Raw genomic sequence first — 23,688 nt, 5'->3', positions numbered from 1 at the left:
AAATAGATTATGTCTAGAGTAGGAAATGCACCTGTTAATTTACCAGCTGGAGTTGATGTAAAAGTTGACGAAAATAACGTAGTTACAGTAAAAGGCCCAAAAGGTGAATTAACACAAGCTATAGATAAAGATATCATTATTGAAATTAATGATAATGTTTTAGAAGTAAAAAGACCTAGTGACGACAAAAGACATCGTTCACTTCATGGTTTATCAAGAGCTTTAATTCAAAACATGGTAATCGGTGTTACTGATGGTTTTGAAAAGAAACTTGAAATTGTTGGTGTTGGTTACAGAGCACAAAAACAAGGTAAAACATTAGTACTTAGCCTTGGATATTCTCATCCAGTAGAAATGGAAGATCCAGAAGGTATCGAAACTGTTGTTGAAGGACAAAACACAGTTATCGTTAAAGGTATTGATAAACAATTCGTTGGCGCACATGCTGCTAATATCAGAGCTAAAAGAAGTCCTGAACCATACAAAGGTAAAGGTGTTAGATATGCTGACGAAAGAGTAAGAATTAAAGAAGGAAAATCAGGTAAATAGGAGGGCGAATAGATGATATCAAAAGTTAATAAAAATGAAATCAGAAAGAAAAGACATCTTAGAGTAAGAAATAAGATTAGCGGCACTCCTGAAAGACCAAGACTAAATGTTTTTAGAAGCAATAAGCAAATTTATGCTCAGCTTATTGACGATGTAAACGGAGTAACTCTTGCAGCTGCTTCAAGCTTAGATGCTACAATCAAAGAAGAATGCGCTAAGTTACCAAAACTTGAAAGTGCAACATTGGTTGGTAAAGAAATCGCTAAAAATGCTAAAGAAAATAACATTAGCGAATGCGTTTTCGACAGAGGCGGCTATGTATATGAAGGTAGAGTAAAAGCTCTAGCTGAAGGTGCAAGAGAAGCTGGACTTGAATTTTAAGGAGGCTAAAGGGAAGAATGAATAAAAATTTTAATCCTGAAGAATTAGATTTAAAAGATAAAGTTGTTGCCATAAACAGAGTAACAAAAGTTGTTAAAGGTGGTAGAAATTTCCGTTTTAGTACTCTTGTAGTAGTAGGCGATGAAAACGGCCACGTAGGTGTAGGCCTTGGTAAAGCCATTGAAATTCCTGAAGCAATCAGAAAAGGTATTGCTGATGCTAAAAAGAACATGATTGAAGTTTCTTTATCAGGCACAACAATTCCTCACGAAACAATCGGAAGATTTGGTGCCGGAAAAGTGTTAATGAAACCGGCTGCTAAAGGTACAGGAGTTATCGCTGGTGGTCCTGCCCGTGCAGTAATCGAACTTGCTGGAATCAAAGATATCAGAATTAAATCTTTAGGTTCAAACAATGCAAGCAACATGGTAAAAGCCACATTAGCAGGTTTATCTGGTTTAGTAACAGTTGAAGAAGTTGCTAAAAAAAGAGGTAAGACTGTAGAAGAAATCTTAGGATAAGGAGCGTGAGAGAATTGGCTGGAGAAAAACAATTAAAGATTACGCTTAAGAAAAGCTTAATAGGTAGAAATGAAAAACAAAGAAAAAGTATTGAAGCTTTAGGACTAAGAAAAATCGGTCAAAGCGTTGTAAAACAAGATAATCCTCAAATGAGAGGTATTTGTCAAAAAATGGACTTCATGTTAGACGTTGAAGAAATATAATAGGGGGTTAGCAATAATGAGATTACACGAGCTAAAACCTGCTGAAGGTTCAACAAGAAAGACTATTAGAAAAGGTAGAGGTACAGCTACAGGCAGAGGTAAAACTGCAGGTAGAGGTCAAGACGGACAAAAATCACGTTCAGGCGGCGGAGTAAGACCTGGATTTGAAGGTGGTCAAATGCCACTAACAAGAAGAGTTCCTAAAAGAGGTTTCTCTAACTATCCTTTCAAAAAAGAATTTGCTGTTGTTAATCTTGACAGATTAAATGAAATTGAAAAAGACAGCGTTGTAACTAATGATCTTTTAAAAGAACTAGGTATGGTTAAAAATAAATATGAATATGTTAAAGTTTTAGGAAACGGAGAAATTACTGTTCCTTTAACTGTTAAAGTTGATAAAGTAAGTAAATCAGCTAAAGAAAAAATAGAAGCAGCAGGCGGGAAAGTAGAGGTATAATAGAATGCTTACAACTATCAAAAATGCCTGGAATATCCCAGAATTAAGAAAAAGAATTTTATTTACACTTGCTATGCTTTGTATCTTTAGACTTGGCGGTTTTATAACCGTTCCGTTTATCGATACAGCTGCAGTAGATTCAATGGTAAATAACAATTCAATGTTCGGACTTTTAAATATTATCTCTGGTAATAACTTTAGAACATTTTCTATTTTTGCTATGTCAATTACACCTTACATCAATGCATCAATTATTTTGCAATTATTGACAATAGCTATTCCGGCGTTAGAGAGACTTTCTCACCAAGGAGAAGAAGGAAGAAAGAAAATCTCTTCTTATACAAGATATTTGACTGTTGTTTTGGCATTAATTCAAGCACTTGGAATTTCATTTAGTTTTAAAGAAATTTTAACTAGTGATTCAGCACTTGCAATGGTTATGGTTGCACTTACAATAACAGCTGGTACAACATTCTTAATGTGGCTTGGAGAAAATATAACTGAACATGGTATCGGTAATGGTATATCAATTCTTATCTTTGCCGGTATTATAGCTAATATTCCATCAGCTTTAGGTTACTTGTATGAACAAGTAACTTCTGGTGCGATTAGTTCAGTAATGCTTATACTATTCTTAGTATTCGCTATTTTAGTTGTAGCGGGAGTTGTAGAAATAAATCAAGGAGTTAGAAAAATTCCTGTTCAATATGCAAAAAGAGTTGTTGGTAGAAAAATGTATGGTGGACAAAATACACATATTCCTCTAAAGATAAATCAATCAGGGGTTATGCCTATTATCTTCGCCAGTGTAATTACAATGTTCCCATCAACACTTGCATCTTTCTTCCCTAACTGGGGATTTTCAGCATGGCTAAGCAAAGCATTAGCATGGGGAGGAACAGCTTCTACTATACTTTATATAGTGTTAATAATATTCTTCACATATTTTTACACTATTGTTACATTTAATCCTGATGATGTTGCTAAAAACTTAAAACAATACGGTGGATTTATTCCAGGTATCAGACCCGGTCATTCTACGATTGTTTATTTAAAAAGAACATTAAACAGACTTATGGTTGCCGGAAGTTTATTCCTAGTTGTTATAGCTGTACTTCCTATTATCGTAGGTAATGTAATGGATTTAAGTTTACAATTCGGTGGTACAAGTTTGCTTATCGTTGTAGGTGTTGCTCTTGAAACTGTAAATCAATTAGAACAACAAATGATTATGAGAAACTACAAAGGTTTCTTAAAATAGTAGGTGATTAAAATGAAATTAATACTTTTAGGCCCTCCAGGAGCTGGAAAGGGCACACAAGCAAGCAAAATTGTTGATAAATATAATTTAGTTCATATTTCTACAGGAGATATTTTTAGAAAAAATTTAAGTGAAAATACTCCTCTTGGTCAAAAAGCAAAAGAATATATGGATAAAGGTTTGCTTGTTCCTGATGATGTAACGGTTGAAATGGTTGAAGATAGATTATCTTGGGATGATATAGAAGGAAGCTATATGCTTGATGGTTTCCCAAGAACAATTTCTCAAGCAGAATCTTTGGATAAAATTCTTGAAAAAAATGGTGAAAAATTAGATTTGGCCCTTTGTATCGAAGCAGATTATTCACTACTTACAAAGAGAATTACTGGCAGAAGAATGTGCAAATGCGGTGCAACTTATCATGTAGAATTTCAACCACCAAAAACTGCAGGTATTTGCGATAAATGCGGTGGAGAATTATACCAAAGAGACGACGATAAAGAAGATACTGTAGTAAAAAGATTGAAAGAATATGAAGAAAAGACACAACCTCTAGTAGATTATTATAAAAAACAAAATATACTAAAAACAGTAAATGGGTCAAGAACAGTTGAAGAAGTATTTGAAGATATTTCAAAAATTCTTGATGAGTGTAAATAATGATTATATTAAAATCGAATCATGAAATAGAGCTTATGAAAAAAGCCGGAAAGATAACAGCAAAGGCTCATGAAGCTGTAAAAAAATATATTAAACCTGGTATGAGCACTCTTGAATTAGATAAGATAGTTGAAGATGTTATCTTATCTAATAATGCTATACCAACATTTAAAGGATATATGGATTATCCAAGAAATATATGTGCATCAGTTAATAATGAAGTTGTACATGGAATTCCAAGCAAAGATGTTATCATTAAAGATGGAGACATAGTTAGTGTTGATATCGGAGCGACTTATGAAGGTTATGTTGGAGATCAAGCGAAAACTTTTATGGTAGGCAATGTGTCTGAAGAGGCAAAAAAACTTGTAAAAGTAACAAGACAAAGCTTTTATGAAGGTTTGAAATTCGTAAAAGAAGGATACAGAATAAGTGATGTATCAAGAGCTATTCAAGATTACGCTGAAAGTTATGGTTTTAGTTTGGTCAGAGATTATACAGGTCATGGAGTTGGACAAAACATGCATGAAGATCCTTCAGTTCCAAATTATGTTGGAATGAGAAAAGGTCCAAGACTTCAAAAAGGTATGACTATAGCCATTGAACCAATGGTTAATCAAGGAACATACGATGTTCATGTTTTGGATAATGGTTGGACAGTTGTTACCGATGATGGTAAACTTTCTGCCCATTATGAACATTCCGTAGCTGTTACGGATGGTGAACCCATAATTTTAACTTTATTATAAGGTGAAATATGAAATATGAAATAGGCGATTTGGTGTTATCAAAAGCCGGAAGAGATAAAGCAAGTTTTCTAATTGTGGTTGGTGTTTTGGATGATAAAATGGTTTTTCTTGCTGATGGAAAATCAAGAAAAATAGAAAAGCCGAAACTAAAAAAAATTAAACATACTTCCAAAATAAATGTAAAAAGTACATTAATTTGTGATAAAATAAAATGTAATGAAAAAATTCCCAATGCACTTATTAGAAAAGAAATTGAGAGAATTAAAGAAGAATTGTAGGAGGATGTGTTTTAAGTGAGTAAAAGTGATTATGTGGAAGCAGAAGGAATTGTTGTTGAAGCAATGCCTAATACTACTTTTAAAGTAAAGTTGGATAACGGACACGAAATTACAGCACATATATCTGGAAAATTAAGAATGAACTACATTAAAATATTACCGGGAGATAAAGTAATTTTAGAAATTTCCCCATATGATTTAACAAAAGGTAGAATCATTTGGAGAGAAAAAGGTAAATAAAATTACTATATAGTAGGAGGAAAAAATAATGAAAGTAAGACCTAGTGTTAAGCCTATTTGCGAAAAATGCAAAGTTATTAAACGTAAAGGCAAAGTAATGGTTATTTGTGAAAATCCTAAACACAAACAAAAACAAGGTTAATTAATTTGGTATAAAGTATTTTGTCGCGGCTGGAATTTATCTGACAAAATCTTTTATATATATAAATTTTTAGAAAATAATAGTTAAACATTAAACTTAAAAAATCATACGGAGGTGCGATTGATGGCGAGAATAGCCGGCGTGGATTTACCTAAAGATAAAAGAGTAGAAATAGGTTTAACTTATATCTACGGAATTGGTCAAGCTACTTCTAATAATCTTTTGGCAAAAGCAGGAATCAATCCTGATACAAGAGTTAAAGATTTAACAGAAGATGAAGTTAACAAACTTCGTGCTCTAATTGATGAAGAAGTAACTGTTGAAGGTGACTTAAGAAGAGAAGTTTCACTTAACATAAAAAGACTAATGGAAATTGGTAGTTACAGAGGACTTAGACATCGTAGAGGATTACCTGTTAGAGGTCAAAAAAGTAAAACAAACGCTAGAACAAGAAAAGGTCCTAAGAAAACTGTAAGTAGAAAAAAATAAATAAATAGATAGATTATTATTCTCACAAATTAAGGAGGATTTAAAATTGGCTGCAAAGAAAGTAGTTAGAAGAGGAAAAAAGAGAGTTAAGAAAAACATTGAAAAAGGACAAGCGCATATTCGCTCTACTTTTAACAATACAATTGTTACTTTAACTGACGTTGCAGGTAATGCTTTGGCATGGTCAAGTGCCGGAGAATTAGGCTTCAAAGGTTCAAGAAAAAGTACTCCATATGCTGCTCAATCAGCTGCAACAGAAGCTGCTAAAAGAGCTATGGAACATGGTTTAAAAACTGTTGATGTATTTGTAAAGGGACCTGGTTCAGGTAGAGAAGCTGCAATCAGAGCACTTCAAGCTGCTGGACTAAACGTTATTTCAATTAAAGACGTTACTCCTATCCCTCACAATGGTTGTAGACCACCTAAACGTAGAAGAGTCTAATTTGGGTTAGTTAAATTTGTATTATAAAGAATTGAAAATTTGTAGGAGGAAAAAATTAATATGGCTGTAGATAGAGTTCCTGTTCTTAAAAGATGCAGATCTTTAGATTTAGATCCTGTATATTTAGGAATTGATAAAAAGTCAAACAGACAAGCAAAAAGATCTGGTAATTTAAGCGAATACGGTCTTCAATTACGTGAAAAACAAAAAGCGAAATTCATTTACGGAGTATTAGAAAAACCATTCAGAAATTACTACAAAAAAGCTGAAAAAATGAGTGGTGCTACAGGTGAAAATCTAATGACTTTACTAGAATCAAGACTTGATAACATCGTTTTCCGTATGGGATTTGCTAGAACAAGACGTGAAGCAAGACAAATCGTTGATCATAAACATGTACTTGTTAACGGTAAACAAGTTAACATTCCATCATACTTAACAAAAGCAGGAGATGTTATCGAAATTAAAGAAAAACATAAAAAATCTCCAAGATATAAAGAAATTGTTGAAGTGACTGGTTCACGTGTAGTTCCTGAATGGCTAGATGTAGACATTGAAAAATTAAGCGGAACTATCAAAGAACTTCCTAAACGTGAAGCAATAGATGTTCCTGTAAATGAAATTTTAATTGTCGAATTATATTCTAGATAAGATATAGTTTTGATATATTGTTGGTTATATTTAAGGAATTGAGAGGTTTTATATATGTTAGAATTTCAAAAACCTAATATTGAGATTGCGGAAATTAGTGCAGATAGAACTTATGGTAAGTTTGTTGTAGAACCACTTGAAAGAGGCTATGGTATGACAATCGGTAATTCTCTTAGAAGAATTATGTTATCATCATTACCTGGTGCTGCTGTAACAAACATTAAAATTGAAAATGTATTACATGAATTTGCTACAGTTGATGGTGTAGCAGAAGATGTATTGCAAGTTATTCTAAATTTAAAAGAACTATCTGTAAAGTTACATTCTGATGGACCTGTGGATGTTCATATTCACGCTGAAGGAGAAGGAGAAGTAACTGCGGGAGATATAATTTGCGATAGCGATGTTGAAATTGTAAATCCTGATTTGCATATAGCTTCACTTATGAATGATGCTGTACTTGATATGACTATTACTATTGATAGCGGTACAGGATATGTTCCAAGCGAAAAGAATAAAAAGGAAGATATGCCAATAGGTACACTTCCTGTAGATAGTATTTTCACACCTGTAAAGAAAGCAAACTTTACTGTTGAAAATACAAGAGTTGGTAATGTTACTGATTATGATAAATTAAATATTGAAGTTTGGACAGACGGAACTATTTCTCCGGAAGAAGCTGTTTCACTTGCAGCAAAAGTAATCAACGACCATCTTCAATTATTTATAGATATGAATGCAAATTTACCAAATGCTAGTTTAATGGTTGAAAGAGAAGAAAACGAAAAAGAGAAAGTTTTAGAAATGTCAATTGACGAATTAGAACTTTCTGTTCGTTCAAGCAACTGCTTAAAGAGAACTAGTATAAATACGGTTGAAGAATTAATTTCAAGAAGTGAAGAAGATATGTCTAAAGTAAGAAACTTAGGTAAGAAATCTTTAAATGAAATTAAAAAGAAACTTGCCGAAATTGGTTTATCATTTAGACAAGGTGATGAATAGTAAACACTAATAAAGGAGGTTTATAATGTCAGGATATAGAAAACTTGGTAAAGCTAGTGATAAAAGAAAAGCTATGCTAAGAGGTTTAGTAACAGATACACTTAGATATGAAAGAATAAACACTACTCTATTTCGTGCAAAAGAAGCAAGAAAAATCGTTGATAAAATGATTACTTTAGGTAAACGTGGCGATTTACATGCTAGAAGACAAGCTCTTGCTTACATTTATGACAAACGTGTAGTTGATAAATTATTCAATGAAATTGCTCCAAAGTATGAAAACAGAAACGGTGGATACACAAGAATCTATAAACTTGGTGCAAGACGTGGTGACGGCGCTGAAACAGCGATTTTAGAGTTAGTAAGTGAATAATCTAATAAAATATAGTACAAAGGGACAGTATAAGCACTGTTCCTTTAGCTCTATATAATATATATTATAAATTTGTATAATTTGAAATTGTGTAAGTTTATAATATATATAAGAGAGAAAAAATATGAGCGAAATGATAGAAATAAAAAACGTTAATTATTCTTATAAGGATAATGAAGGGAAGACGATTGTAGAAGCATTGAAAGATGTTTCTTTTTGTGTTGAAAAGGGAAGTTTTGTTGGTATAATCGGAAGAAACGGTTCCGGAAAATCAACCCTTGCAAAACTATTAAATGGAATCTTACTTCCTGAAAGCGGCGATATTTTAATTGACGGAATGAATACCAAAGATGAAAAAAAGATATGGGATATCAGACAAAAAGCGGGTATGATATTTCAAAATCCGGATAATCAAATGGTTGCAACAATAGTAGAAGAAGATGTTGCTTTTGGCCCTGAAAATTTAGGCGTTGAGCCAAGTGAAATAAGAAAAAGAGTCGATGAAGCTCTTTTAAGCGTAAGTATGAGTGAGTTTAGAGATAAAAAACCTCATGAACTTTCAGGTGGTCAAAAACAAAGGATTGCAATAGCAGGAATTCTTGCAATGAATCCTGAATGCATTATTTTAGATGAGCCTACTGCAATGTTAGACCCAAAAGGAAGAACTGAAGTAATTAATACAATAAAAAAATTAAATGAAAAAGGAACAACAATTGTATTAATAACTCATTATATGGAAGAAGTAGTAAGTGCCGATAAGGTAATAATTCTTGATAGAGGAGTAAAAGTTCTTGAAGATGAACCAAGAGAGGTTTTTGCAAAGGGTGATATTTTAAAAGAACTAATGCTTGAACCACCATATGCTACTAAAGTTGCTTATGAATTAAAGAAGCAAGGGAAAATAAAAAACGATAAAATCCTTACGTTAGATGAATTAGTGGAGGAAATATGTCAGTAAAAGTTGTAGATTTATGTCATACATACGGCAAAGACAGTATATTTGAATTTAAGGCTTTAAAAAATATAAATTTTAAAGTTGATAATGGGGAATTGGTTGGAATTATAGGTCATACAGGAAGCGGGAAATCCACTTTAATTCAACATATAAACAGGTTACTAACACCTACAAGCGGGGATATATTTTTAGATGATCTTAATATAAATGAAAAAGGCGTATTAATGAAAGATATATGCTCAAAAGTAGGGCTTGTATTTCAATACCCTGAATATCAATTATTTGAAGAAACAATATATAAAGATATTGCTTTTGGTCCTAAAAATATAGGCATGGAAGATATCGACGGAGCAGTAAGAAAAGCAATGGATATGGTTGGATTGGATTTTGAAACTTATAAAGATAAATCTCCTTTTGATTTATCAGGGGGACAAAAAAGAAGAGTTGCAATAGCAGGTGTTATTGCTATGGATCCAGATGTACTTATATTGGACGAACCTGCAAGTGGATTAGACCCTGTGGGAAGAAAAGAGATACTTGACAATATATATAAACTTCATAAAGAAAATAATTTGACTACTTTTTTAGTGTCACATTCAATGACAGATGTTTGTGAATATGCAAGTAAAATAATGGTGTTTTCTTCAGGAGAATTAAAACTTTATGATACACCAAGAGAAGTTTTTAAAAATGTTGAACTTTTAAGAAGCATAGGCTTAAATGTTCCTGAAGGAAAAGAGCTTATGTTAAAACTTAAAGAAAAAGGACTTGATGTAGATACAAATTTATTTACATTTGTTGAAGTAATAAAAGAAATAGAAAGAGTTATATAAGGAAAAAAATATGCTAAATGATATTACAATAGGACAATATTATCCAACCGGATCGATGATTCATAAATTAGATCCGAGAAGTAAAATAATGGCTACTTTTTTGTATATGATTTTACTTTTTTTTGTTAAATCTTTTATTGGATTTTTGGGAATGTTTATTTTATTATTGATTCCTTTAATTATTTCAAAAGTTCCGGTAGGATATCTTCTTAGAGGTTTAAAAGCACTGATTATTATTATTTTATTTACCGTTTGTCTTAATATGTTTATGACACCCGGTAATGTAATATATCAATTAGGCTTTTTAAAGATAACTGATAAAGGACTTCATAACGCCATATTAATGGCTGTAAGGCTTGTTTTGCTTGTTACGGGTACTTCTTTATTAACACTTGTAACATCTCCTATATCCCTTACTGACGGCTTAGAAAGGCTAATGAAAAAAGTACCTTTATTAAAAAAATATGCACATGAATTATCTATGATGATGAGTATAGCTCTTAGATTTATTCCAACGCTTATGGAAGAAACAACAAGGATTATTAATGCTCAAAAATCAAGAGGTGCAGATTTCGAAAGCGGAAATCTTATAAACAGAGCAAAAGCTTTTATTCCGGTTTTAATTCCTTTATTCTTATCTGCTTTTCAAAGAGCCGAAGATTTAGCTCTTGCAATGGAAGCAAGATGTTATACGGGCGGAGAAAACAGAACAAGAATGAAAGAATTAAAGTATACAAAAAATGATTTTTATACTTATTTATATATTGTATTCATGATAATTTTTGTAGTAGTAACAAATATTCTTTATACTAAGGGGATTATTTAATGAGAAATATACTCCTTACAATACAATATGACGGTAAAAATTATGTTGGCTGGCAGATGCAAAATAACGGAATAAGTGTTGAAGAGAAAGTAAAGACAGCTGTTGAAAGTCTAGTAAAAGAAGAGGTTAAACTTTACGGAAGCGGAAGAACTGACAGTGGTGTTCATGCTTTAGGACAAAGAGCCAATTTTTATACAAATTCAAATATATCTATAGAAAAATTTCCTTATGGTATTAATGCATTTTTGCCAAAGGATATAAGGGTAATAGAGGCAGAAGAAAAAGATGAGAATTTTCATGCCAGATATGATACCACAGGGAAAGAATATATGTATTTAATTTATAATAACAGTATAATGAATCCTCTTTTTATAGGAAGGGCAACTCATGTTTTTTATAAACTTGATTTGGATAAGATGACTAGAGCCTCAAAAAAACTTATTGGTGAACATGATTTTGCTGGATTTATGGGAAGTGGCAGTAATGTTAAAAGTACCATAAGAGAAATATATGATGTTAAAATAACTAAAAAAGATGATTTAATTATTTTCAAAATAAAAGGCAATGGCTTTTTATATAATATGGTAAGAATCATTGTTGCAAGCTTGATCGATATAGGAAGAGGAAGATTTGACGAAAATAGAATAGATGAAATCTTAGAAAGTAAAAACAGAAGCATGGCAAATGTTACGGCACCTGCTGAAGGGCTTTATTTAAAGGAAGTTTTTTACTAAAAACTTACATATTATAAAAAAATATATTGACATAAAAGGTAAAATAATCTAAAATATATAGGCTAGATATTTTTCGTGTATCGTTAGCCCCGTGCATGGAAAATGTAGAGCAGATAATTTAAAATAAAAAATATTATATGTATTGTGGAGGTTTAACGAAATGTTAACAAAGTCAACTAGTATTGCTAAACCCCAACAAATTGATAAAAAATGGTATGTAGTTGATGCTGAAGGCAAAACACTTGGTAGATTATGTAGTGAAGTTGCAAAAGTATTAACAGGTAAAAACAAACCTTGTTACACACCTAATATTGATACTGGGGATTATGTAATTGTAATTAATGCAGAAAAAATTCATCTTACTGGAAATAAATTATTAGACAAAAAATATTACAGACACACAGGATATCCTGGTGGAAGAAAAGAAGTAATGTACAAAGATTTAATTGCTAACAAACCGGAATTTGTAATCGAAAAAGCAGTTAAAGGTATGCTTCCAAAAAATAAACTTGGAAGAGCTCAATTTAAGAAATTAAAAGTATATGCAGGTAGCGAACATGAACATGCAGCACAAAAACCTGAAGTACTTGATATTAAGTAGGAGGAATAGATGGCAGAACAAGTTATGGCTACAGGCAGAAGAAAAAATTCTGTTGCAAGAGTAGTTTTAAAACAAGGTAGTGGAAAGATAACTATTAATGGTAGAGATATAGAAGAATATTTCGGCGGTAATGATACACTTAAAGTAATTGTTAGACAATCATTAGTTTTAACAGATAATGCTGATAAATATGATGTAAGTGTAAATGTATATGGCGGCGGAATTTCTGGTCAAGCAGGAGCAATCAGACATGGTATTTCAAGAGCTTTAGTTGCAGAAAACCCTGATTTAAGAAAAGAAGTTAAAAAAGCAGGTTTCTTAACTAGAGATTCAAGAATGAAAGAAAGAAGAAAATATGGTCTTAAGAAAGCTAGAAAAGCTCCACAATTTTCAAAAAGATAATATATTATATATACAGAACAGCCTATGGCTGTTCTTTTTTTATTACGAAAATATAAATAGTCTGAATATTTTTAAATTGAAAAAGGGGGTTTACTTTTTCCTACAGATATGGTAGGATATGAAAAATTTTGAAAAACATATTGAAAAAAAGTGGAGGGAATCATGAAAAGAATATTAAGTATATTTCTTACAGTGATGCTAGTATTTAGTATTATACCCCCTATTTATGCATCTAACGAAGAAAGCGTTAATGCTACAAATATTACATTTAACAAAGATGAATTAGTATTAAACGGTATAGGAGAATCATTTAAATTAGAGGCAGCGATTGAGCCTGCGTCATATGATAAAGACTTAATTTACTGGAACAGTACTGATAAAAATATTGCAAGTGTAGATGCAGATGGTGTTGTTGTTTCTTCTGGGGTTGGGACAGCTACTATTTTTGCAATGACAGCAAACGGTAAAAAAGCAGAATGTAAAGTAACTGTAAATGAAGTTAAAATTAATGGAGTTAATGTAATAGGTCCTGAAAGTATTTACATGGGTGGTGGAGATTATTACTTTATTAAATATTTACCTTCAAATACTACAGACAGATACGTTACTTTAACATCATCAAATGAAGATATTGTATCATATCCAAAATCATTCTACAGTTCAAACAGCTTTAAACTAACAGCAAAAAAAGTAGGTACTACAACAATAACAGTTAACATGGGAAATGGTGTAAGTACATCTTTTGAAGTTAGTGTAAAACCTGTTATGGCAAGTTCTTTAAGACTTGATTACAGTACTTTAAATTTATTTAAAGATGAAGAAAAAGTTGTAACATATGAAGTTTTGCCTAAGAATACAACTGATAAAACAGTAAAATGGGAAAGCAGTAATCCTGAAATTGCAACAGTTGATAATAATGGTAAAATAAAAGCAATTAAAGAAGGGAAAACAATAATTACTGCAAGTACAGTAAATAATATTGTAAAAACAGTTGAAGTAAATGTTTCACCAAAAAAGGTAACAGGTATTTCTCTTGATAAAGAAAATGTAACATTAGATGTAGACGATACTGTAAAATTAAATGCATCAATTTATCCAATAGATGCTAAAAATCAAGATGTAAAATGGGAAAGTGAAAATATTAATATTGCTAATGTAGATGAAAATGGAGTTGTAACAGCTCAAAATTCAGGAAATACAAAAGTTAAAGCAGTTTCTAAAGAAAATGGAAATATTATTGCTGTTTGCAGTATTAATGTAAATAAAGTTAAAACAGAAAGTGTTACATTAAATAAAACAAATGTACAATTAAATAAATTGACTGATGTTGTATATTTAACAGGAGAAGTTTATCCTTCAAATGCAGATGATAAGACAATACAGTGGAGCAGTAGCAATACAAAAGTTGCAAAAGTTGAAAATGGTAAAATTACACCTGTTGCAGACGGAAGCGCTGTTATTAAAGCTGAAACAAAAGATGGGAAAATAGCATATTGCAATGTTAAAGTTAATCTACCAAAAAAGAAAATTACAGTTGGAAAAGTAAATTCATTAAAAATAAAAAGCGGAAAGAAAAGTGCAACAATCACAATTTCAAAAGCTTCAAATGCAAAATATTATGAAATTTACAGATCAACAAATAAATCAACAGGATTTAAAAAAGTTGCAACTGTGAAATCAACAAAATATGTGAATAAAAAACTTACATCAAAGAAAACTTATTACTACAAAGTAAGAGCCGTAAACGGAAGTACAAAAGGTTCTTTCTCAAAAGTATATAAAGTAAAAGTAAAATAAAAAACATCCTTATGGATGTTTTTTATTTTACTTGCTATTGAATAAAATGTATATTTTTGATATCCTTTTTTATAGTAATTTAAAATATGGAGAAAGAATTTGAGAAAATTAGCGGTACTTGGACCAAAGGGAACATTCAGCGATAATGCTTGCAGCGTGTTTTTAAGTGAGGAAAAGGAAGATTTTGATGTAGTATATTATAATACTATTGATGAAACTTTTCACAGCATTGGTAAAGAATGTGATATGGGAATAATTCCAATAGAAAATACACTTGATGGATTTGTTCAAAGAACACTCGATTTACTTCTTGAAATGGATGTTCATATTGTAAGAGAGATAAGTGTTCCTGTTCAGTTTTCTTTTATAGGTAACAGTGAAAATATTGAGCAAATAAAAAAAATATATGTTCAATTTAAAACAAACGGACAATGCAGAAAGTTTTTAGACTCTTTGAAGGGTGTAAATATTATTACAACTGACAGCAATATGGAATCTTATAATAACGTAAGTAAGGGGATATTGGCAGAAGGCGGTATAATACCTATGCATATGCTAAAATATGCAAATGCAAAATATAAAATAGATAATGTAACAGATGCATCTAATAATTTTACAAGATTTGTTGTTGTGGAAAAAGGCGAAAATAAATGTACGGCTCAAGAAAATAAGAATTTTAAAGTTCCAATGTATATTATGCCAAATATAGATAGACCCGGAATCCTTTTTGATATATTACATGAGTTTTCTATAAATAAAATAAACCTGGTTGCAATAATGTCTAGACCAACAAAGACAGATATGGGGAAATATAATTTTTATTTGGAGATTAACGGGGAAAATGATCAAATTGAAATAGTAAAAAAATCGTTGGATAATGTAAAAAAACAATATGGATTAAAAGTATTAGGATTTTATTCAATATAAAAGACCGCTTTAACGGTCTTTTTTTAATATGGCAAGTGCTTTCTTATATTTTTCTATCCTTTGTAAATCTTTGTTTGTAATTTTAGATAATCTTTTTATATCAAGATTATGTTCAAGATCTAAGATTTTAATTTTTTTAGCCAATATATTTGATTTAATTTTATTTATGTAAGAAAAATAATCTTCATTTCTTTTTCTTGTTAAACAAGATAAAGCATTTATTACATTTTCATTAAAGCCAAAGTCTATTAAATCTTTTTTTGTAATATTACTGTCTTCCATTACATCATGTAAAAGTGCAGTAATTATTTCATCTTCGCAATTTAGCATTTTTGCAATATGAAGAGGGTGGTTTATATAGGGCTCTCCTCCTTTATCAAATTGATTTTCATGTGCTTTATATGCAATTTTTAGTGCTTTTTCTATGTTTTTATTTTGCATTTTATTACCTCTTTTATATTATATCATAAAAAAATTTGATTAAATTTGTGCATTAGTGGACTTTATTAAAAAAAACGAATATAATACATAGATATGGCATATATTTTGCTATATTATTTTGAAGCAAGTATCTGAATAGGAGGGGTAATAATGAAGTTTGCAGATAGAATGGATATGTTCCAAGAAGGGATTTTTTCCAAACTTGCTCATTTAAAAGAAGAAAAAATAAAAGAGGGAATGCATGTAATTGATTTAAGCGTAGGCGCTCCAAATATTCCGCCTGCAAAGCATATTGTAGATGCTTTAATAAAACAAGCCGGGAATTTGGAAAGTTATTTGTATCCTTTAAATGATAAAGAAGATTTAAAACAGGCTGTGAAAGTATGGTATAAAAATAGATACGGCGTTGATATTGATCCAGAGAGTGAAGTTACATCTTTACTTGGTTCACAAGAAGGTCTTGCTCATATAGCACTTTCAATAGTCAATCCTGGAGATACTGTTTTAGTTCCGGATCCATGCTATCCTGTTTTTGCCGACGGTCCAAGGCTTGCAGGGGCAAAGCTATACTATATGCCTCAAAGAGAAGAGAATGGTTATATAATTGATTTAGACGAGATACCGGAGGATATAAGAAGAGAAGCTAAGTTTATGGTAGTTTCATACCCTAATAATCCAACAACAGCTATGGCGCCTGACAGCTTCTATAAAAAGCTAATAGCTTTTGCAAAAAAATATGATATTATTGTTCTTCATGACAATGCATACAGCGATTTGGTTTTTGACGGGAATACCTGTGGAAGTTTCCTTTGTTATGAAGGTGCAAAAGATGTAGGGGTAGAATTCAATTCTTTGTCAAAAACATATGGACTTGCAGGGGCAAGGGTAGGTTTTTGTATTGGTAATAAAGAAGTAGTTAAAAACTTATCAAATTTAAAGTCAAATATGGATTATGGTATGTTTTTACCTGTTCAAAAGGCGGCAATTGCTGCTATAACAGGAGATCAATCTTGTGTTGAAACCGTAAGAAAAGCATATGAAAACAGAAGAAATATTCTTTGTGACGGATTAAATGAAATAGGATGGAAAATGAATAGATGTCCTGCAACAATGTTTGTATGGGCAAAGATTCCAAGCAAGTATACTTCTTCAGAGAAATTTTGTATAGAACTTCTTGATAAAACCGGAGTTTTGGTTACTCCCGGAAGTGCTTTTGGACCATCGGGAGAAGTCCATGTGAGAATGGCACTTGTTCAAGATGAAGATGAGATGAAAAAAGCAATTGAAAGCATAAAAAACAGCGATATATTAAAATAAAAATTTGAATGTACATTGATTTATTTCTTTGTACATTCTTATATTTTATAGGAGAATAATAAAAAGAAATAAGGAAAATTTTTCTCATTATTGTAAATAAAAAATTTTTATGATAATATCAGTTTAATGTAAAAAAGGAGGGGACAATGTCAGATAAAATTGTTATAAGAGGCGCTAAAGAAAACAATTTAAAAAATATAAATTTAACAATTCCAAGAGATAAACTCATTGTTTTTACGGGACTTTCAGGTTCCGGTAAATCATCTCTTGCTTTTGATACTATATATGCAGAAGGACAAAGAAGATATGTTGAAAGTTTATCTGCATATGCAAGACAGTTTTTAGGGCAGACAAATAAACCAGATGTAGAGAGCATAGAAGGTTTAAGTCCTTCTATTTCTATCGATCAAAAGACAACAAACAGAAACCCTCGTTCTACCGTTGGAACGGTAACAGAAATATATGATTACTTCAGACTTTTATATGCAAGAATAGGTATCCCTTACTGTCCAAAATGCGGTAAAAAAATAGAAAGTCAAAGTATAGATACTATTATTAAAGATATATTATCTCATGAAGAGGGTACAAGGGTTCAAATATTGGCTCCTGTAGTAAGAGGAGAAAAAGGAACTCATAAAAATTTAATAGAACATTTAAAAAAAGACGGTTATTTAAGAGCATTTATTGACGGGGAAATGTTTGACCTAGATGACTCCATAAAACTTTCAAAAAATAAAAAACATAACATAAACGTTGTAATTGACAGACTTAAAATAAGAGAAGGAATAAAATCAAGACTTAATGATTCTGTTGAAACGGCATTAAAACTTACTGATGGTTTGGTTGTATGTAAATTTAATGATGAAGACAAGCTTTATTCGGAAAAGTTTGCATGTATGGATTGTGGAATTGCAATGGAAAAGCCTGAGCCAAGAAACTTCTCTTTTAATGCTCCTTTTGGGATGTGTATGGATTGTAATGGTATAGGATATCATCAAACCATAGATCCAGACCTTGTTATTCCAAATAAAGATATTTCTATAAAAGAAGGAGCTCTTTCTAACTTTATAAGTTCCGATGACAGTACTTATTATTCTGTAATAATAAAAACATTGGTTGAGAAGTATAATTTTTCTATGGATAAACCTTTAAAAGAAGCAAGCGATGAATTTATGAATGCTCTTTTATATGGAGATAAAGGTAAAATTAAAATAGGATTTAATTCTCATTTTGGGGGATATAAAGAAAGAGAAGTAGAGTTTGAAGGGATAATAAACAATATACAAAGAAGATATTTTGAAAGCAACAGTGAATATATAAAAGCAAAATTTGCTAAATTCTTGTCAAACATAACTTGTAGTTCATGTCACGGGAAAAGGCTTAATCCAAATTCTCTTGCAGTAAAGATAAACGGAGTAAACATAATTGAGCTTACGGAAATGTCAATAAAAGACTGTAAAAAATTTATTGATAATTTAACTTTAACGGAAAACGAAGCTAAGATTGCGGAACTTATTTTAAAAGAAATAAAATCAAGGCTGGGATTCTTAATAGATGTTGGACTTGATTATCTTACTTTAGACAGGGCTGCATCAACTTTATCAGGTGGTGAAAGCCAAAGAATAAGACTTGCCACACAAATAGGTTCAAAACTGACGGGAGTACTTTATGTTTTAGATGAACCAAGTATTGGTCTTCATCAAAAGGATAATGATAAATTATTAAAAACACTTCGTGATTTAACGGATATTGAGAATACAGTAATAGTAGTAGAACATGATGAAGATACAATGCGTGAGTCGGATTATATAGTTGATATAGGTCCTGGAGCTGGGATTCATGGGGGAGAGGTTGTTGCAAGCGGTCCTCTTGAAGAAATTATTGATAATAAGAATTCAATAACGGCAGATTATCTTTCAGGAAGAAAGAAAATAGAGGTTCCAAAACAAAGACAAGAAGGAAACGGTCAGTATCTTGAAATAATAGGGGCAAAGGAAAATAACCTTAAAAATATTGATGTAAAAATAGAACTTGGTAAAATGACTTGTGTTACAGGTGTTTCAGGTTCAGGAAAAAGTACTCTTGTAAATGAAATACTGTTTAAATCTTTAAGGAAACAGCTTCTTGGTTCCCTTGAAAGACCGGGAAAACATAAGGAAGTAAAAGGGGCAGAGTATCTTGATAAGATAATAGACATAGACCAATCTCCGATAGGAAGAACGCCAAGGTCAAATCCTGCAACTTATACGGGAATGTTTGATATGATAAGAGATGTTTTTGCATCAACAAATGAAGCAAAAATGAGAGGTTATCAAAAAGGACGTTTTAGTTTTAATGTTAAAGGAGGAAGATGTGAGCATTGTAAGGGAGATGGAATAATAAAAATTGAAATGCACTTCTTACCTGATGTTTATGTTCCTTGTGAAGTTTGCGGCGGAAAAAGATATAACGATGAAACTTTACAGATAAAATATAAAGGGAAAACCATTGCTGATGTATTAGATATGAGTGTTGAAGAAGCTCTTGATTTCTTTGAAAATATCCCTTCAATTAAATCAAAAGTACAGACTCTTTATGATGTAGGGCTTGGTTATATAAAACTTGGACAACCTTCTACAACTCTATCGGGAGGAGAGGCTCAAAGAATAAAACTTGCAACATATTTATCAAAACGTCAAACAGGCAAAACATTATATATTCTTGATGAACCTACAACAGGTCTTCATATGGAAGATGTAAAAAAACTCCTTGAAGTTCTTTATAGGTTAAGAGAAGGTGGAAATACTATTCTTATAATAGAGCATAATCTTGATGTTATAAAATGTGCAGATTATATAATTGATTTAGGTCCTGACGGAGGAGATAACGGAGGAGAAGTTATTGCAACAGGAACACCAGAGGAGGTTGCTAAAGTTAAAAATAGTTATACGGGACAATATCTAAAGAAAATATTAAAATAAAAAGACTCTTAATAGAGTCTTTTTTTTATAAAAATAATGAATAATTTAATTATATATACTGTAATTTTGAATTTTTAAATAGTATAATTTAAAATAGCAATGTAAATTTATGTGTTAAAGGAGAAAATATGAAAGCGACAATAATGTGCATAGGCGATGAAGTTTTATGTGGAGATGTATTAAACTCAAATGGTACTTTTTTTGCAAAAGAACTTACTGAAATAGGAATTGAAGTTGTTAAACATGTGGTTGTAAGTGATGACGAAGATATGGTAGAAGGCGCATTTATGGATGCGGTTAAATTAAGTGATGTTATCATTACAACAGGAGGTCTTGGACCAACTTTGGACGATATGACAAAAGAAGCCATTGCAAAGGTTACAAACAGACCTTTGGAAGAGAATGAAGAAGCAAGAAAACACGTTGAAAGTTATTTTATCAGAAAAGGAAAAGATTACGTTTTAACACCTAATAATTATAGACAAGCATTATTCCCAAAAGGAGCAAAAATTTTAGATAACGACAGAGGAACTGCTCCCGGAGCGCTTCTTGAAATTGAAGATAAAATGATTATTATGCTTCCTGGACCACCAAGAGAAAATACAAATATGTATTATAAACATATTAAAGAATACTTGGTTAATAAATTAAATAAATTCTTTGCCGTAAAAGATTATATGACTTCAGGTATTGGTGAATCTGAAATAGAATATAGATTAAGAGATTTGCTTCCTGATATTGAAGGGGTAAACGTAAATACATACTTTAATGACAGCGGTGTAAAAGTTAAAGCCGTTTCAAAAGCTGATAACTTAAAGCATGCGGTTGAAAACTTGGACAAGGTAGATGAAATAATAACAAGTAACTTTAAAGAATATATTTATTCTGTTAAAGGAGAAACTCTTCCTCAAAAATTAATTGCAACATTAAAAGAAAAAGGACTTACTTTTTCTTGTGCAGAATCTTGTACGGGAGGTCTCCTTGCAAGCTATATTACAGAAATTGCAGGAGCAAGTGAAGTTTTTATGGGTAGTGCAGTTACATATACAAACGAAGTAAAACACTCCCTTCTTGGTGTAAAAGAAGAAACTCTAAAGAAGTATGGTGCGGTAAGTACAAACTGCGTAGAAGAGATGGTTGTAGGATGTGCCAAACGTTTTAACACTGATGTTGCAATTTCCATAAGCGGTATTGCAGGCCCGGGAGGAGGAAGTGAAGAAAAACCTGTAGGAACAGTGTATATGGGATTTTATTATAATGGAAAAGTAACTTCAAAACTTTACAACATAACAGGTGAAAGAAAAAGAGTTCAAACAAGAAGCGCATATTATGCAATTAATAATATATTAAAAATAATTGATGAAAATATTGACTAATTTTTAAAGTAATTGTATAATATATAAGAACAAATGTTTGAAAGGACGTTAAGATATGAATCCAGATAAAGAAAAAGCCTTAGAGCTTGCAATGAAAAATATAGAAAGTAGTTTTGGGAAAGGTGCGATAATGAAGCTTGGTGATAAGCCGGCTGTTACTATTGATACAATTTCTACATCCTCAATTTCTCTTGATGCTGCCCTTGGGGTAGGCGGACTTCCAAGAGGAAGAATTATCGAAATATATGGACCTGAATCTTCAGGTAAAACAACAGTGGCATTACACGTTGTTGCAGAAGCACAAAAAGCCGGTGGAGTTGCCGCTTTTATAGATGCTGAGCATGCTCTTGACCCTGTATATGCAGAAGCTCTTGGTGTTAATATAGATGAATTAATTGTTTCTCAGCCAGATACAGGAGAACAAGCTCTTGAAATAACAGAAGCACTTGTAAGAAGTTCTGCAATTGATGTTGTAGTTGTGGACTCTGTTGCTGCATTGGTTCCAAAAGCTGAAATCGAAGGAGATATGGGAGATAGTCATGTAGGTTTACAAGCAAGACTTATGTCTCAAGCTTTGAGAAAACTTGCGGGAGCAATAAATAAATCAAATACAACAGCTATATTTATAAATCAATTAAGAGAAAAAGTAGGGGTAATGTTTGGTAATCCTGAAGTTACTCCGGGAGGTAGAGCTCTTAAATTCTATTCTTCAGTAAGACTTGAGGTAAGAAGAGTTGATTCAATAAAAAGCGGTCAAGACATTATAGGCAACAGAACAAAAGTTAAAGTCGTAAAAAATAAAGTTGCACCACCATTTAAAATTGCTGAATTTGATATTATGTATGGAAAAGGAATATCAAGAGAAGGCGATATAGTTGATATGGCGGCAAAATACGGTATTATCAAAAAAGCAGGAGCTTGGTATTCTTATCAAGATGAAAAAATAGGACAAGGAAGAGATAAAGCAAAACAATTCCTTAAAGATAATCCGGAAACTGCTAAGATTATAGAAAACTTAGTATTAGATGAAGTTCTTGGAAGAACTCATGAAGAAGAAGAAAATATTGAAGAATAAAAAAAGAACAGCTTAGCTGTTCTTTTTTTATCTTATTCATATAATTTATCTGAAAGTGTAGCACACATTACTGCTTTAATTGTATGCATTCTGTTTTCTGCTTCATCAAATACTTTTGAATGTTTACTTCTGAATACTTCATCAGTTACTTCCATTTCTTTTAATCCATATTTTTCATAAACATCTTTTCCTATTTCAGTATTTAAGTCATGGAAAGAAGGTAGACAGTGTAAGAATATTACATTTTCATTTCCAGTCTTTTTAAGCATATCCATGTTAACTTGATAATCTTTTAAAAGATTGATTCTTTCTTCAAATTTATCTTCTTCACCCATTGATACCCAAATATCTGTATATATTGCGTCGGCATCTTTAACGGCTTCATCAACATTATCTGTTATAAGAATTGTGCTTCCGTTTTCTTTTGCGATTTCTTCCATTTCTTTTACTAGATTTTCATCAGGCCATAAAGATTTTGGAGCTGCCGCAGCAAAATTTATTCCAAGTTTTGCGCATCCTATTAGTAAAGAATTTGATACGTTGTTTCTTGCATCTCCAACATAAGTAAGTTTCATGTCGTTGTTGTTGTCTTTATCGATGTTTTCATACATTGTAAGAACATCTGCAAGAAGTTGTGTTGGATGATATAAATCTGTTAGACCATTCCAAACAGGAACTCCTGAATATTTGGCAAGGTCTTCAACTGTTTCTTGTTTAAAACCTCTGAATTCAATACCATCAAACATTCTTCCAAGAACTTTTGCTGTATCTTCTAAAGATTCTTTTTTACCCATTTGTGAATTTGTTAAAAATGTTGCATGAGCACCTTCGTCATATGCTGCTGTTTCAAATGCACATCTTGTTCTTGTTGATGTTTTTTCAAAAAGTAAGACGATGTTTTTACCTTTTAGTAAATCACCGATTTCACCTCTTTTTTTCTTTGCTTTAAGTTCTTTTGCCAAATCAAGTAAAAATTTAATTTCTTCTGTTGTATAGTCTCTAAGTGTTAAAAAACTTCTTCCTTTTAAATTAACGCTCATTTGTTC

General features: G+C 31.5%; 30 protein-coding genes. 28 read left to right on the top strand and 2 right to left on the bottom strand.

Features of this window, described 5'->3' with window-relative positions; translation table 11 throughout:
- Positions 1-9 precede the first annotated feature (9 nt).
- The 24 genes from rplF to V2W16_RS07040 all read left to right on the top strand — a co-directional run bounded on the left by rplF (position 10) and on the right by V2W16_RS07040 (position 15,473).
- Positions 10-549 (top strand): 50S ribosomal protein L6, encoded by a 540-nt coding sequence (gene rplF, locus V2W16_RS07155; RefSeq protein WP_329383634.1) that lies wholly within the window; start codon positions 10-12, stop codon positions 547-549.
- Between the two features lie 12 nt (positions 550-561).
- Positions 562-930, top strand: coding sequence for a 50S ribosomal protein L18 (rplR, locus tag V2W16_RS07150; RefSeq protein WP_138268588.1), 369 nt, complete (start codon positions 562-564; stop codon positions 928-930).
- 17 nt (positions 931-947) lie between these two features.
- On the top strand, positions 948-1,451 hold the full coding sequence (gene rpsE, locus V2W16_RS07145; protein WP_138268587.1) for a 30S ribosomal protein S5: 504 nt from the start codon (positions 948-950) through the stop codon (positions 1,449-1,451).
- Positions 1,452-1,456: 5 nt separating this feature from the next.
- Entirely contained in the window at positions 1,457-1,654 is a 198-nt protein-coding gene (rpmD, locus tag V2W16_RS07140; RefSeq protein WP_329383628.1) for a 50S ribosomal protein L30, read from the top strand.
- Positions 1,655-1,670: 16 nt separating this feature from the next.
- Positions 1,671-2,111, top strand: a complete 441-nt coding sequence (gene rplO / locus V2W16_RS07135) for a 50S ribosomal protein L15 (protein ID WP_138268585.1) — start codon at positions 1,671-1,673, stop codon at positions 2,109-2,111.
- A gap of 4 nt (positions 2,112-2,115) precedes the next feature.
- Entirely contained in the window at positions 2,116-3,372 is a 1,257-nt protein-coding gene (secY, locus tag V2W16_RS07130; protein ID WP_329383626.1) for a preprotein translocase subunit SecY, read from the top strand.
- A gap of 12 nt (positions 3,373-3,384) precedes the next feature.
- Positions 3,385-4,032, top strand: coding sequence for an adenylate kinase (locus V2W16_RS07125; RefSeq protein ID WP_138268583.1), 648 nt, complete (start codon positions 3,385-3,387; stop codon positions 4,030-4,032).
- Positions 4,032-4,781: a type I methionyl aminopeptidase gene (map, locus tag V2W16_RS07120; RefSeq protein ID WP_329383623.1), complete on the top strand. Its 750-nt coding sequence runs from the start codon at positions 4,032-4,034 to the stop codon at positions 4,779-4,781. Before V2W16_RS07125 ends, map begins: the two co-directional genes overlap by 1 nt.
- An 8-nt stretch (positions 4,782-4,789) precedes the next feature.
- A complete protein-coding gene (locus V2W16_RS07115) occupies positions 4,790-5,059 on the top strand; it encodes a KOW domain-containing RNA-binding protein (RefSeq protein WP_329383620.1) in 270 nt (89 codons plus the stop codon).
- Between the two features lie 15 nt (positions 5,060-5,074).
- Positions 5,075-5,299 (top strand): translation initiation factor IF-1, encoded by a 225-nt coding sequence (gene infA / locus V2W16_RS07110; RefSeq protein WP_138268580.1) that lies wholly within the window; start codon positions 5,075-5,077, stop codon positions 5,297-5,299.
- A gap of 28 nt (positions 5,300-5,327) precedes the next feature.
- Positions 5,328-5,441: a 50S ribosomal protein L36 gene (gene rpmJ / locus V2W16_RS07105; RefSeq protein WP_002509257.1), complete on the top strand. Its 114-nt coding sequence runs from the start codon at positions 5,328-5,330 to the stop codon at positions 5,439-5,441.
- Between the two features lie 123 nt (positions 5,442-5,564).
- Positions 5,565-5,930: a 30S ribosomal protein S13 gene (rpsM, locus tag V2W16_RS07100; RefSeq protein WP_138268579.1), complete on the top strand. Its 366-nt coding sequence runs from the start codon at positions 5,565-5,567 to the stop codon at positions 5,928-5,930.
- A 46-nt stretch (positions 5,931-5,976) separates the two neighbouring features.
- Positions 5,977-6,372, top strand: coding sequence for a 30S ribosomal protein S11 (gene rpsK, locus V2W16_RS07095; RefSeq protein ID WP_138268578.1), 396 nt, complete (start codon positions 5,977-5,979; stop codon positions 6,370-6,372).
- Between the two features lie 60 nt (positions 6,373-6,432).
- The gene (gene rpsD, locus V2W16_RS07090) at positions 6,433-7,023 is read left to right on the top strand and encodes a 30S ribosomal protein S4 (RefSeq protein ID WP_138268577.1); all 591 of its coding nucleotides are present in this window, start codon (positions 6,433-6,435) and stop codon (positions 7,021-7,023) included.
- A gap of 54 nt (positions 7,024-7,077) precedes the next feature.
- Positions 7,078-8,025: a DNA-directed RNA polymerase subunit alpha gene (locus tag V2W16_RS07085; protein WP_329383613.1), complete on the top strand. Its 948-nt coding sequence runs from the start codon at positions 7,078-7,080 to the stop codon at positions 8,023-8,025.
- A 25-nt stretch (positions 8,026-8,050) separates the two neighbouring features.
- Positions 8,051-8,398, top strand: a complete 348-nt coding sequence (rplQ, locus tag V2W16_RS07080) for a 50S ribosomal protein L17 (RefSeq protein ID WP_138268575.1) — start codon at positions 8,051-8,053, stop codon at positions 8,396-8,398.
- A gap of 124 nt (positions 8,399-8,522) precedes the next feature.
- Positions 8,523-9,356, top strand: a complete 834-nt coding sequence (locus V2W16_RS07075) for an energy-coupling factor transporter ATPase (protein WP_329383608.1) — start codon at positions 8,523-8,525, stop codon at positions 9,354-9,356.
- Positions 9,347-10,186: an energy-coupling factor transporter ATPase gene (locus V2W16_RS07070; RefSeq protein ID WP_329383605.1), complete on the top strand. Its 840-nt coding sequence runs from the start codon at positions 9,347-9,349 to the stop codon at positions 10,184-10,186. The genes V2W16_RS07075 and V2W16_RS07070 overlap by 10 nt, the downstream gene beginning before the upstream one ends.
- 10 nt (positions 10,187-10,196) lie before the next feature.
- A complete protein-coding gene (locus tag V2W16_RS07065) occupies positions 10,197-11,012 on the top strand; it encodes an energy-coupling factor transporter transmembrane component T family protein (protein ID WP_329383601.1) in 816 nt (271 codons plus the stop codon).
- Positions 11,012-11,746, top strand: coding sequence for a tRNA pseudouridine(38-40) synthase TruA (gene truA, locus V2W16_RS07060; RefSeq protein WP_329383598.1), 735 nt, complete (start codon positions 11,012-11,014; stop codon positions 11,744-11,746). Before V2W16_RS07065 ends, truA begins: the two co-directional genes overlap by 1 nt.
- Positions 11,747-11,906: 160 nt before the next feature.
- The gene (rplM, locus tag V2W16_RS07055) at positions 11,907-12,347 is read left to right on the top strand and encodes a 50S ribosomal protein L13 (RefSeq protein ID WP_138268570.1); all 441 of its coding nucleotides are present in this window, start codon (positions 11,907-11,909) and stop codon (positions 12,345-12,347) included.
- Positions 12,348-12,356: 9 nt separating this feature from the next.
- On the top strand, positions 12,357-12,749 hold the full coding sequence (rpsI, locus tag V2W16_RS07050) for a 30S ribosomal protein S9 (RefSeq protein ID WP_138268569.1): 393 nt from the start codon (positions 12,357-12,359) through the stop codon (positions 12,747-12,749).
- Positions 12,750-12,911: 162 nt separating this feature from the next.
- Complete coding sequence (locus V2W16_RS07045; protein ID WP_329383593.1) at positions 12,912-14,546, top strand: Ig-like domain-containing protein; 1,635 nt, start codon at positions 12,912-12,914, stop codon at positions 14,544-14,546.
- Between the two features lie 99 nt (positions 14,547-14,645).
- Positions 14,646-15,473: a prephenate dehydratase gene (locus tag V2W16_RS07040; RefSeq protein WP_329383591.1), complete on the top strand. Its 828-nt coding sequence runs from the start codon at positions 14,646-14,648 to the stop codon at positions 15,471-15,473.
- A gap of 9 nt (positions 15,474-15,482) precedes the next feature.
- Here the strand turns inward: V2W16_RS07040 and V2W16_RS07035 are convergent, their stop codons facing one another.
- The gene (locus V2W16_RS07035; RefSeq protein WP_329383588.1) at positions 15,483-15,914 is read right to left on the bottom strand and encodes an HD domain-containing protein; all 432 of its coding nucleotides are present in this window, start codon (positions 15,912-15,914) and stop codon (positions 15,483-15,485) included.
- A gap of 150 nt (positions 15,915-16,064) precedes the next feature.
- Between V2W16_RS07035 and V2W16_RS07030 the strand changes: the two genes are divergently transcribed.
- From V2W16_RS07030 to recA, 4 genes are all read left to right on the top strand, one after another.
- Positions 16,065-17,231, top strand: a complete 1,167-nt coding sequence (locus V2W16_RS07030) for an aminotransferase class I/II-fold pyridoxal phosphate-dependent enzyme (RefSeq protein ID WP_329383585.1) — start codon at positions 16,065-16,067, stop codon at positions 17,229-17,231.
- A 146-nt stretch (positions 17,232-17,377) separates the two neighbouring features.
- A complete protein-coding gene (uvrA, locus tag V2W16_RS07025; RefSeq protein WP_329383582.1) occupies positions 17,378-20,191 on the top strand; it encodes an excinuclease ABC subunit UvrA in 2,814 nt (937 codons plus the stop codon).
- A gap of 128 nt (positions 20,192-20,319) precedes the next feature.
- Positions 20,320-21,567, top strand: coding sequence for a competence/damage-inducible protein A (locus tag V2W16_RS07020; protein ID WP_329383579.1), 1,248 nt, complete (start codon positions 20,320-20,322; stop codon positions 21,565-21,567).
- Between the two features lie 55 nt (positions 21,568-21,622).
- A complete protein-coding gene (recA, locus tag V2W16_RS07015) occupies positions 21,623-22,642 on the top strand; it encodes a recombinase RecA (RefSeq protein ID WP_138268562.1) in 1,020 nt (339 codons plus the stop codon).
- A gap of 32 nt (positions 22,643-22,674) precedes the next feature.
- On the opposite strand, the gene argF is transcribed toward recA, so the two are convergent.
- Entirely contained in the window at positions 22,675-23,682 is a 1,008-nt protein-coding gene (gene argF, locus V2W16_RS07010) for an ornithine carbamoyltransferase (protein WP_329383576.1), read from the bottom strand.
- Positions 23,683-23,688: the final 6 nt, after the last annotated feature.

This window comes from Anaerofustis butyriciformans, from assembly GCF_036289385.1.
GTDB lineage: Bacteria > Bacillota > Clostridia > Eubacteriales > Anaerofustaceae > Anaerofustis > Anaerofustis butyriciformans.
This window is presented reverse-complemented; position numbering and strand designations above follow the sequence as displayed.

Excerpts from the sequence above, each read along its gene's own strand:
- rpsD (WP_138268577.1), top strand. The coding sequence starts at position 6,433 with ATGGCTGTAGATAGAGTTCCTGTTCTTAAAAGATGCAGATCTTTAGAT.
- rpsM (WP_138268579.1), top strand. The coding sequence starts at position 5,565 with ATGGCGAGAATAGCCGGCGTGGATTTACCTAAAGATAAAAGAGTAGAA.
- V2W16_RS07035 (WP_329383588.1), bottom strand. The coding sequence starts at position 15,914 with ATGCAAAATAAAAACATAGAAAAAGCACTAAAAATTGCATATAAAGCA.
- rpsE (WP_138268587.1), top strand. The coding sequence starts at position 948 with ATGAATAAAAATTTTAATCCTGAAGAATTAGATTTAAAAGATAAAGTT.
- recA (WP_138268562.1), top strand. The coding sequence starts at position 21,623 with ATGAATCCAGATAAAGAAAAAGCCTTAGAGCTTGCAATGAAAAATATA.
- V2W16_RS07020 (WP_329383579.1), top strand. The coding sequence starts at position 20,320 with ATGAAAGCGACAATAATGTGCATAGGCGATGAAGTTTTATGTGGAGAT.
- V2W16_RS07075 (WP_329383608.1), top strand. The coding sequence starts at position 8,523 with ATGAGCGAAATGATAGAAATAAAAAACGTTAATTATTCTTATAAGGAT.
- V2W16_RS07085 (WP_329383613.1), top strand. The coding sequence starts at position 7,078 with ATGTTAGAATTTCAAAAACCTAATATTGAGATTGCGGAAATTAGTGCA.
- truA (WP_329383598.1), top strand. The coding sequence starts at position 11,012 with ATGAGAAATATACTCCTTACAATACAATATGACGGTAAAAATTATGTT.
- rplM (WP_138268570.1), top strand. The coding sequence starts at position 11,907 with ATGTTAACAAAGTCAACTAGTATTGCTAAACCCCAACAAATTGATAAA.
- rplR (WP_138268588.1), top strand. The coding sequence starts at position 562 with ATGATATCAAAAGTTAATAAAAATGAAATCAGAAAGAAAAGACATCTT.
- rplF (WP_329383634.1), top strand. The coding sequence starts at position 10 with ATGTCTAGAGTAGGAAATGCACCTGTTAATTTACCAGCTGGAGTTGAT.
- V2W16_RS07030 (WP_329383585.1), top strand. The coding sequence starts at position 16,065 with ATGAAGTTTGCAGATAGAATGGATATGTTCCAAGAAGGGATTTTTTCC.
- V2W16_RS07115 (WP_329383620.1), top strand. The coding sequence starts at position 4,790 with ATGAAATATGAAATAGGCGATTTGGTGTTATCAAAAGCCGGAAGAGAT.
- V2W16_RS07070 (WP_329383605.1), top strand. The coding sequence starts at position 9,347 with ATGTCAGTAAAAGTTGTAGATTTATGTCATACATACGGCAAAGACAGT.
- rpsI (WP_138268569.1), top strand. The coding sequence starts at position 12,357 with ATGGCAGAACAAGTTATGGCTACAGGCAGAAGAAAAAATTCTGTTGCA.
- map (WP_329383623.1), top strand. The coding sequence starts at position 4,032 with ATGATTATATTAAAATCGAATCATGAAATAGAGCTTATGAAAAAAGCC.
- rpmJ (WP_002509257.1), top strand. The coding sequence starts at position 5,328 with ATGAAAGTAAGACCTAGTGTTAAGCCTATTTGCGAAAAATGCAAAGTT.
- V2W16_RS07065 (WP_329383601.1), top strand. The coding sequence starts at position 10,197 with ATGCTAAATGATATTACAATAGGACAATATTATCCAACCGGATCGATG.
- V2W16_RS07125 (WP_138268583.1), top strand. The coding sequence starts at position 3,385 with ATGAAATTAATACTTTTAGGCCCTCCAGGAGCTGGAAAGGGCACACAA.
- rplO (WP_138268585.1), top strand. The coding sequence starts at position 1,671 with ATGAGATTACACGAGCTAAAACCTGCTGAAGGTTCAACAAGAAAGACT.
- rplQ (WP_138268575.1), top strand. The coding sequence starts at position 8,051 with ATGTCAGGATATAGAAAACTTGGTAAAGCTAGTGATAAAAGAAAAGCT.
- secY (WP_329383626.1), top strand. The coding sequence starts at position 2,116 with ATGCTTACAACTATCAAAAATGCCTGGAATATCCCAGAATTAAGAAAA.
- V2W16_RS07045 (WP_329383593.1), top strand. The coding sequence starts at position 12,912 with ATGAAAAGAATATTAAGTATATTTCTTACAGTGATGCTAGTATTTAGT.
- argF (WP_329383576.1), bottom strand. The coding sequence starts at position 23,682 with ATGAGCGTTAATTTAAAAGGAAGAAGTTTTTTAACACTTAGAGACTAT.
- uvrA (WP_329383582.1), top strand. The coding sequence starts at position 17,378 with ATGTCAGATAAAATTGTTATAAGAGGCGCTAAAGAAAACAATTTAAAA.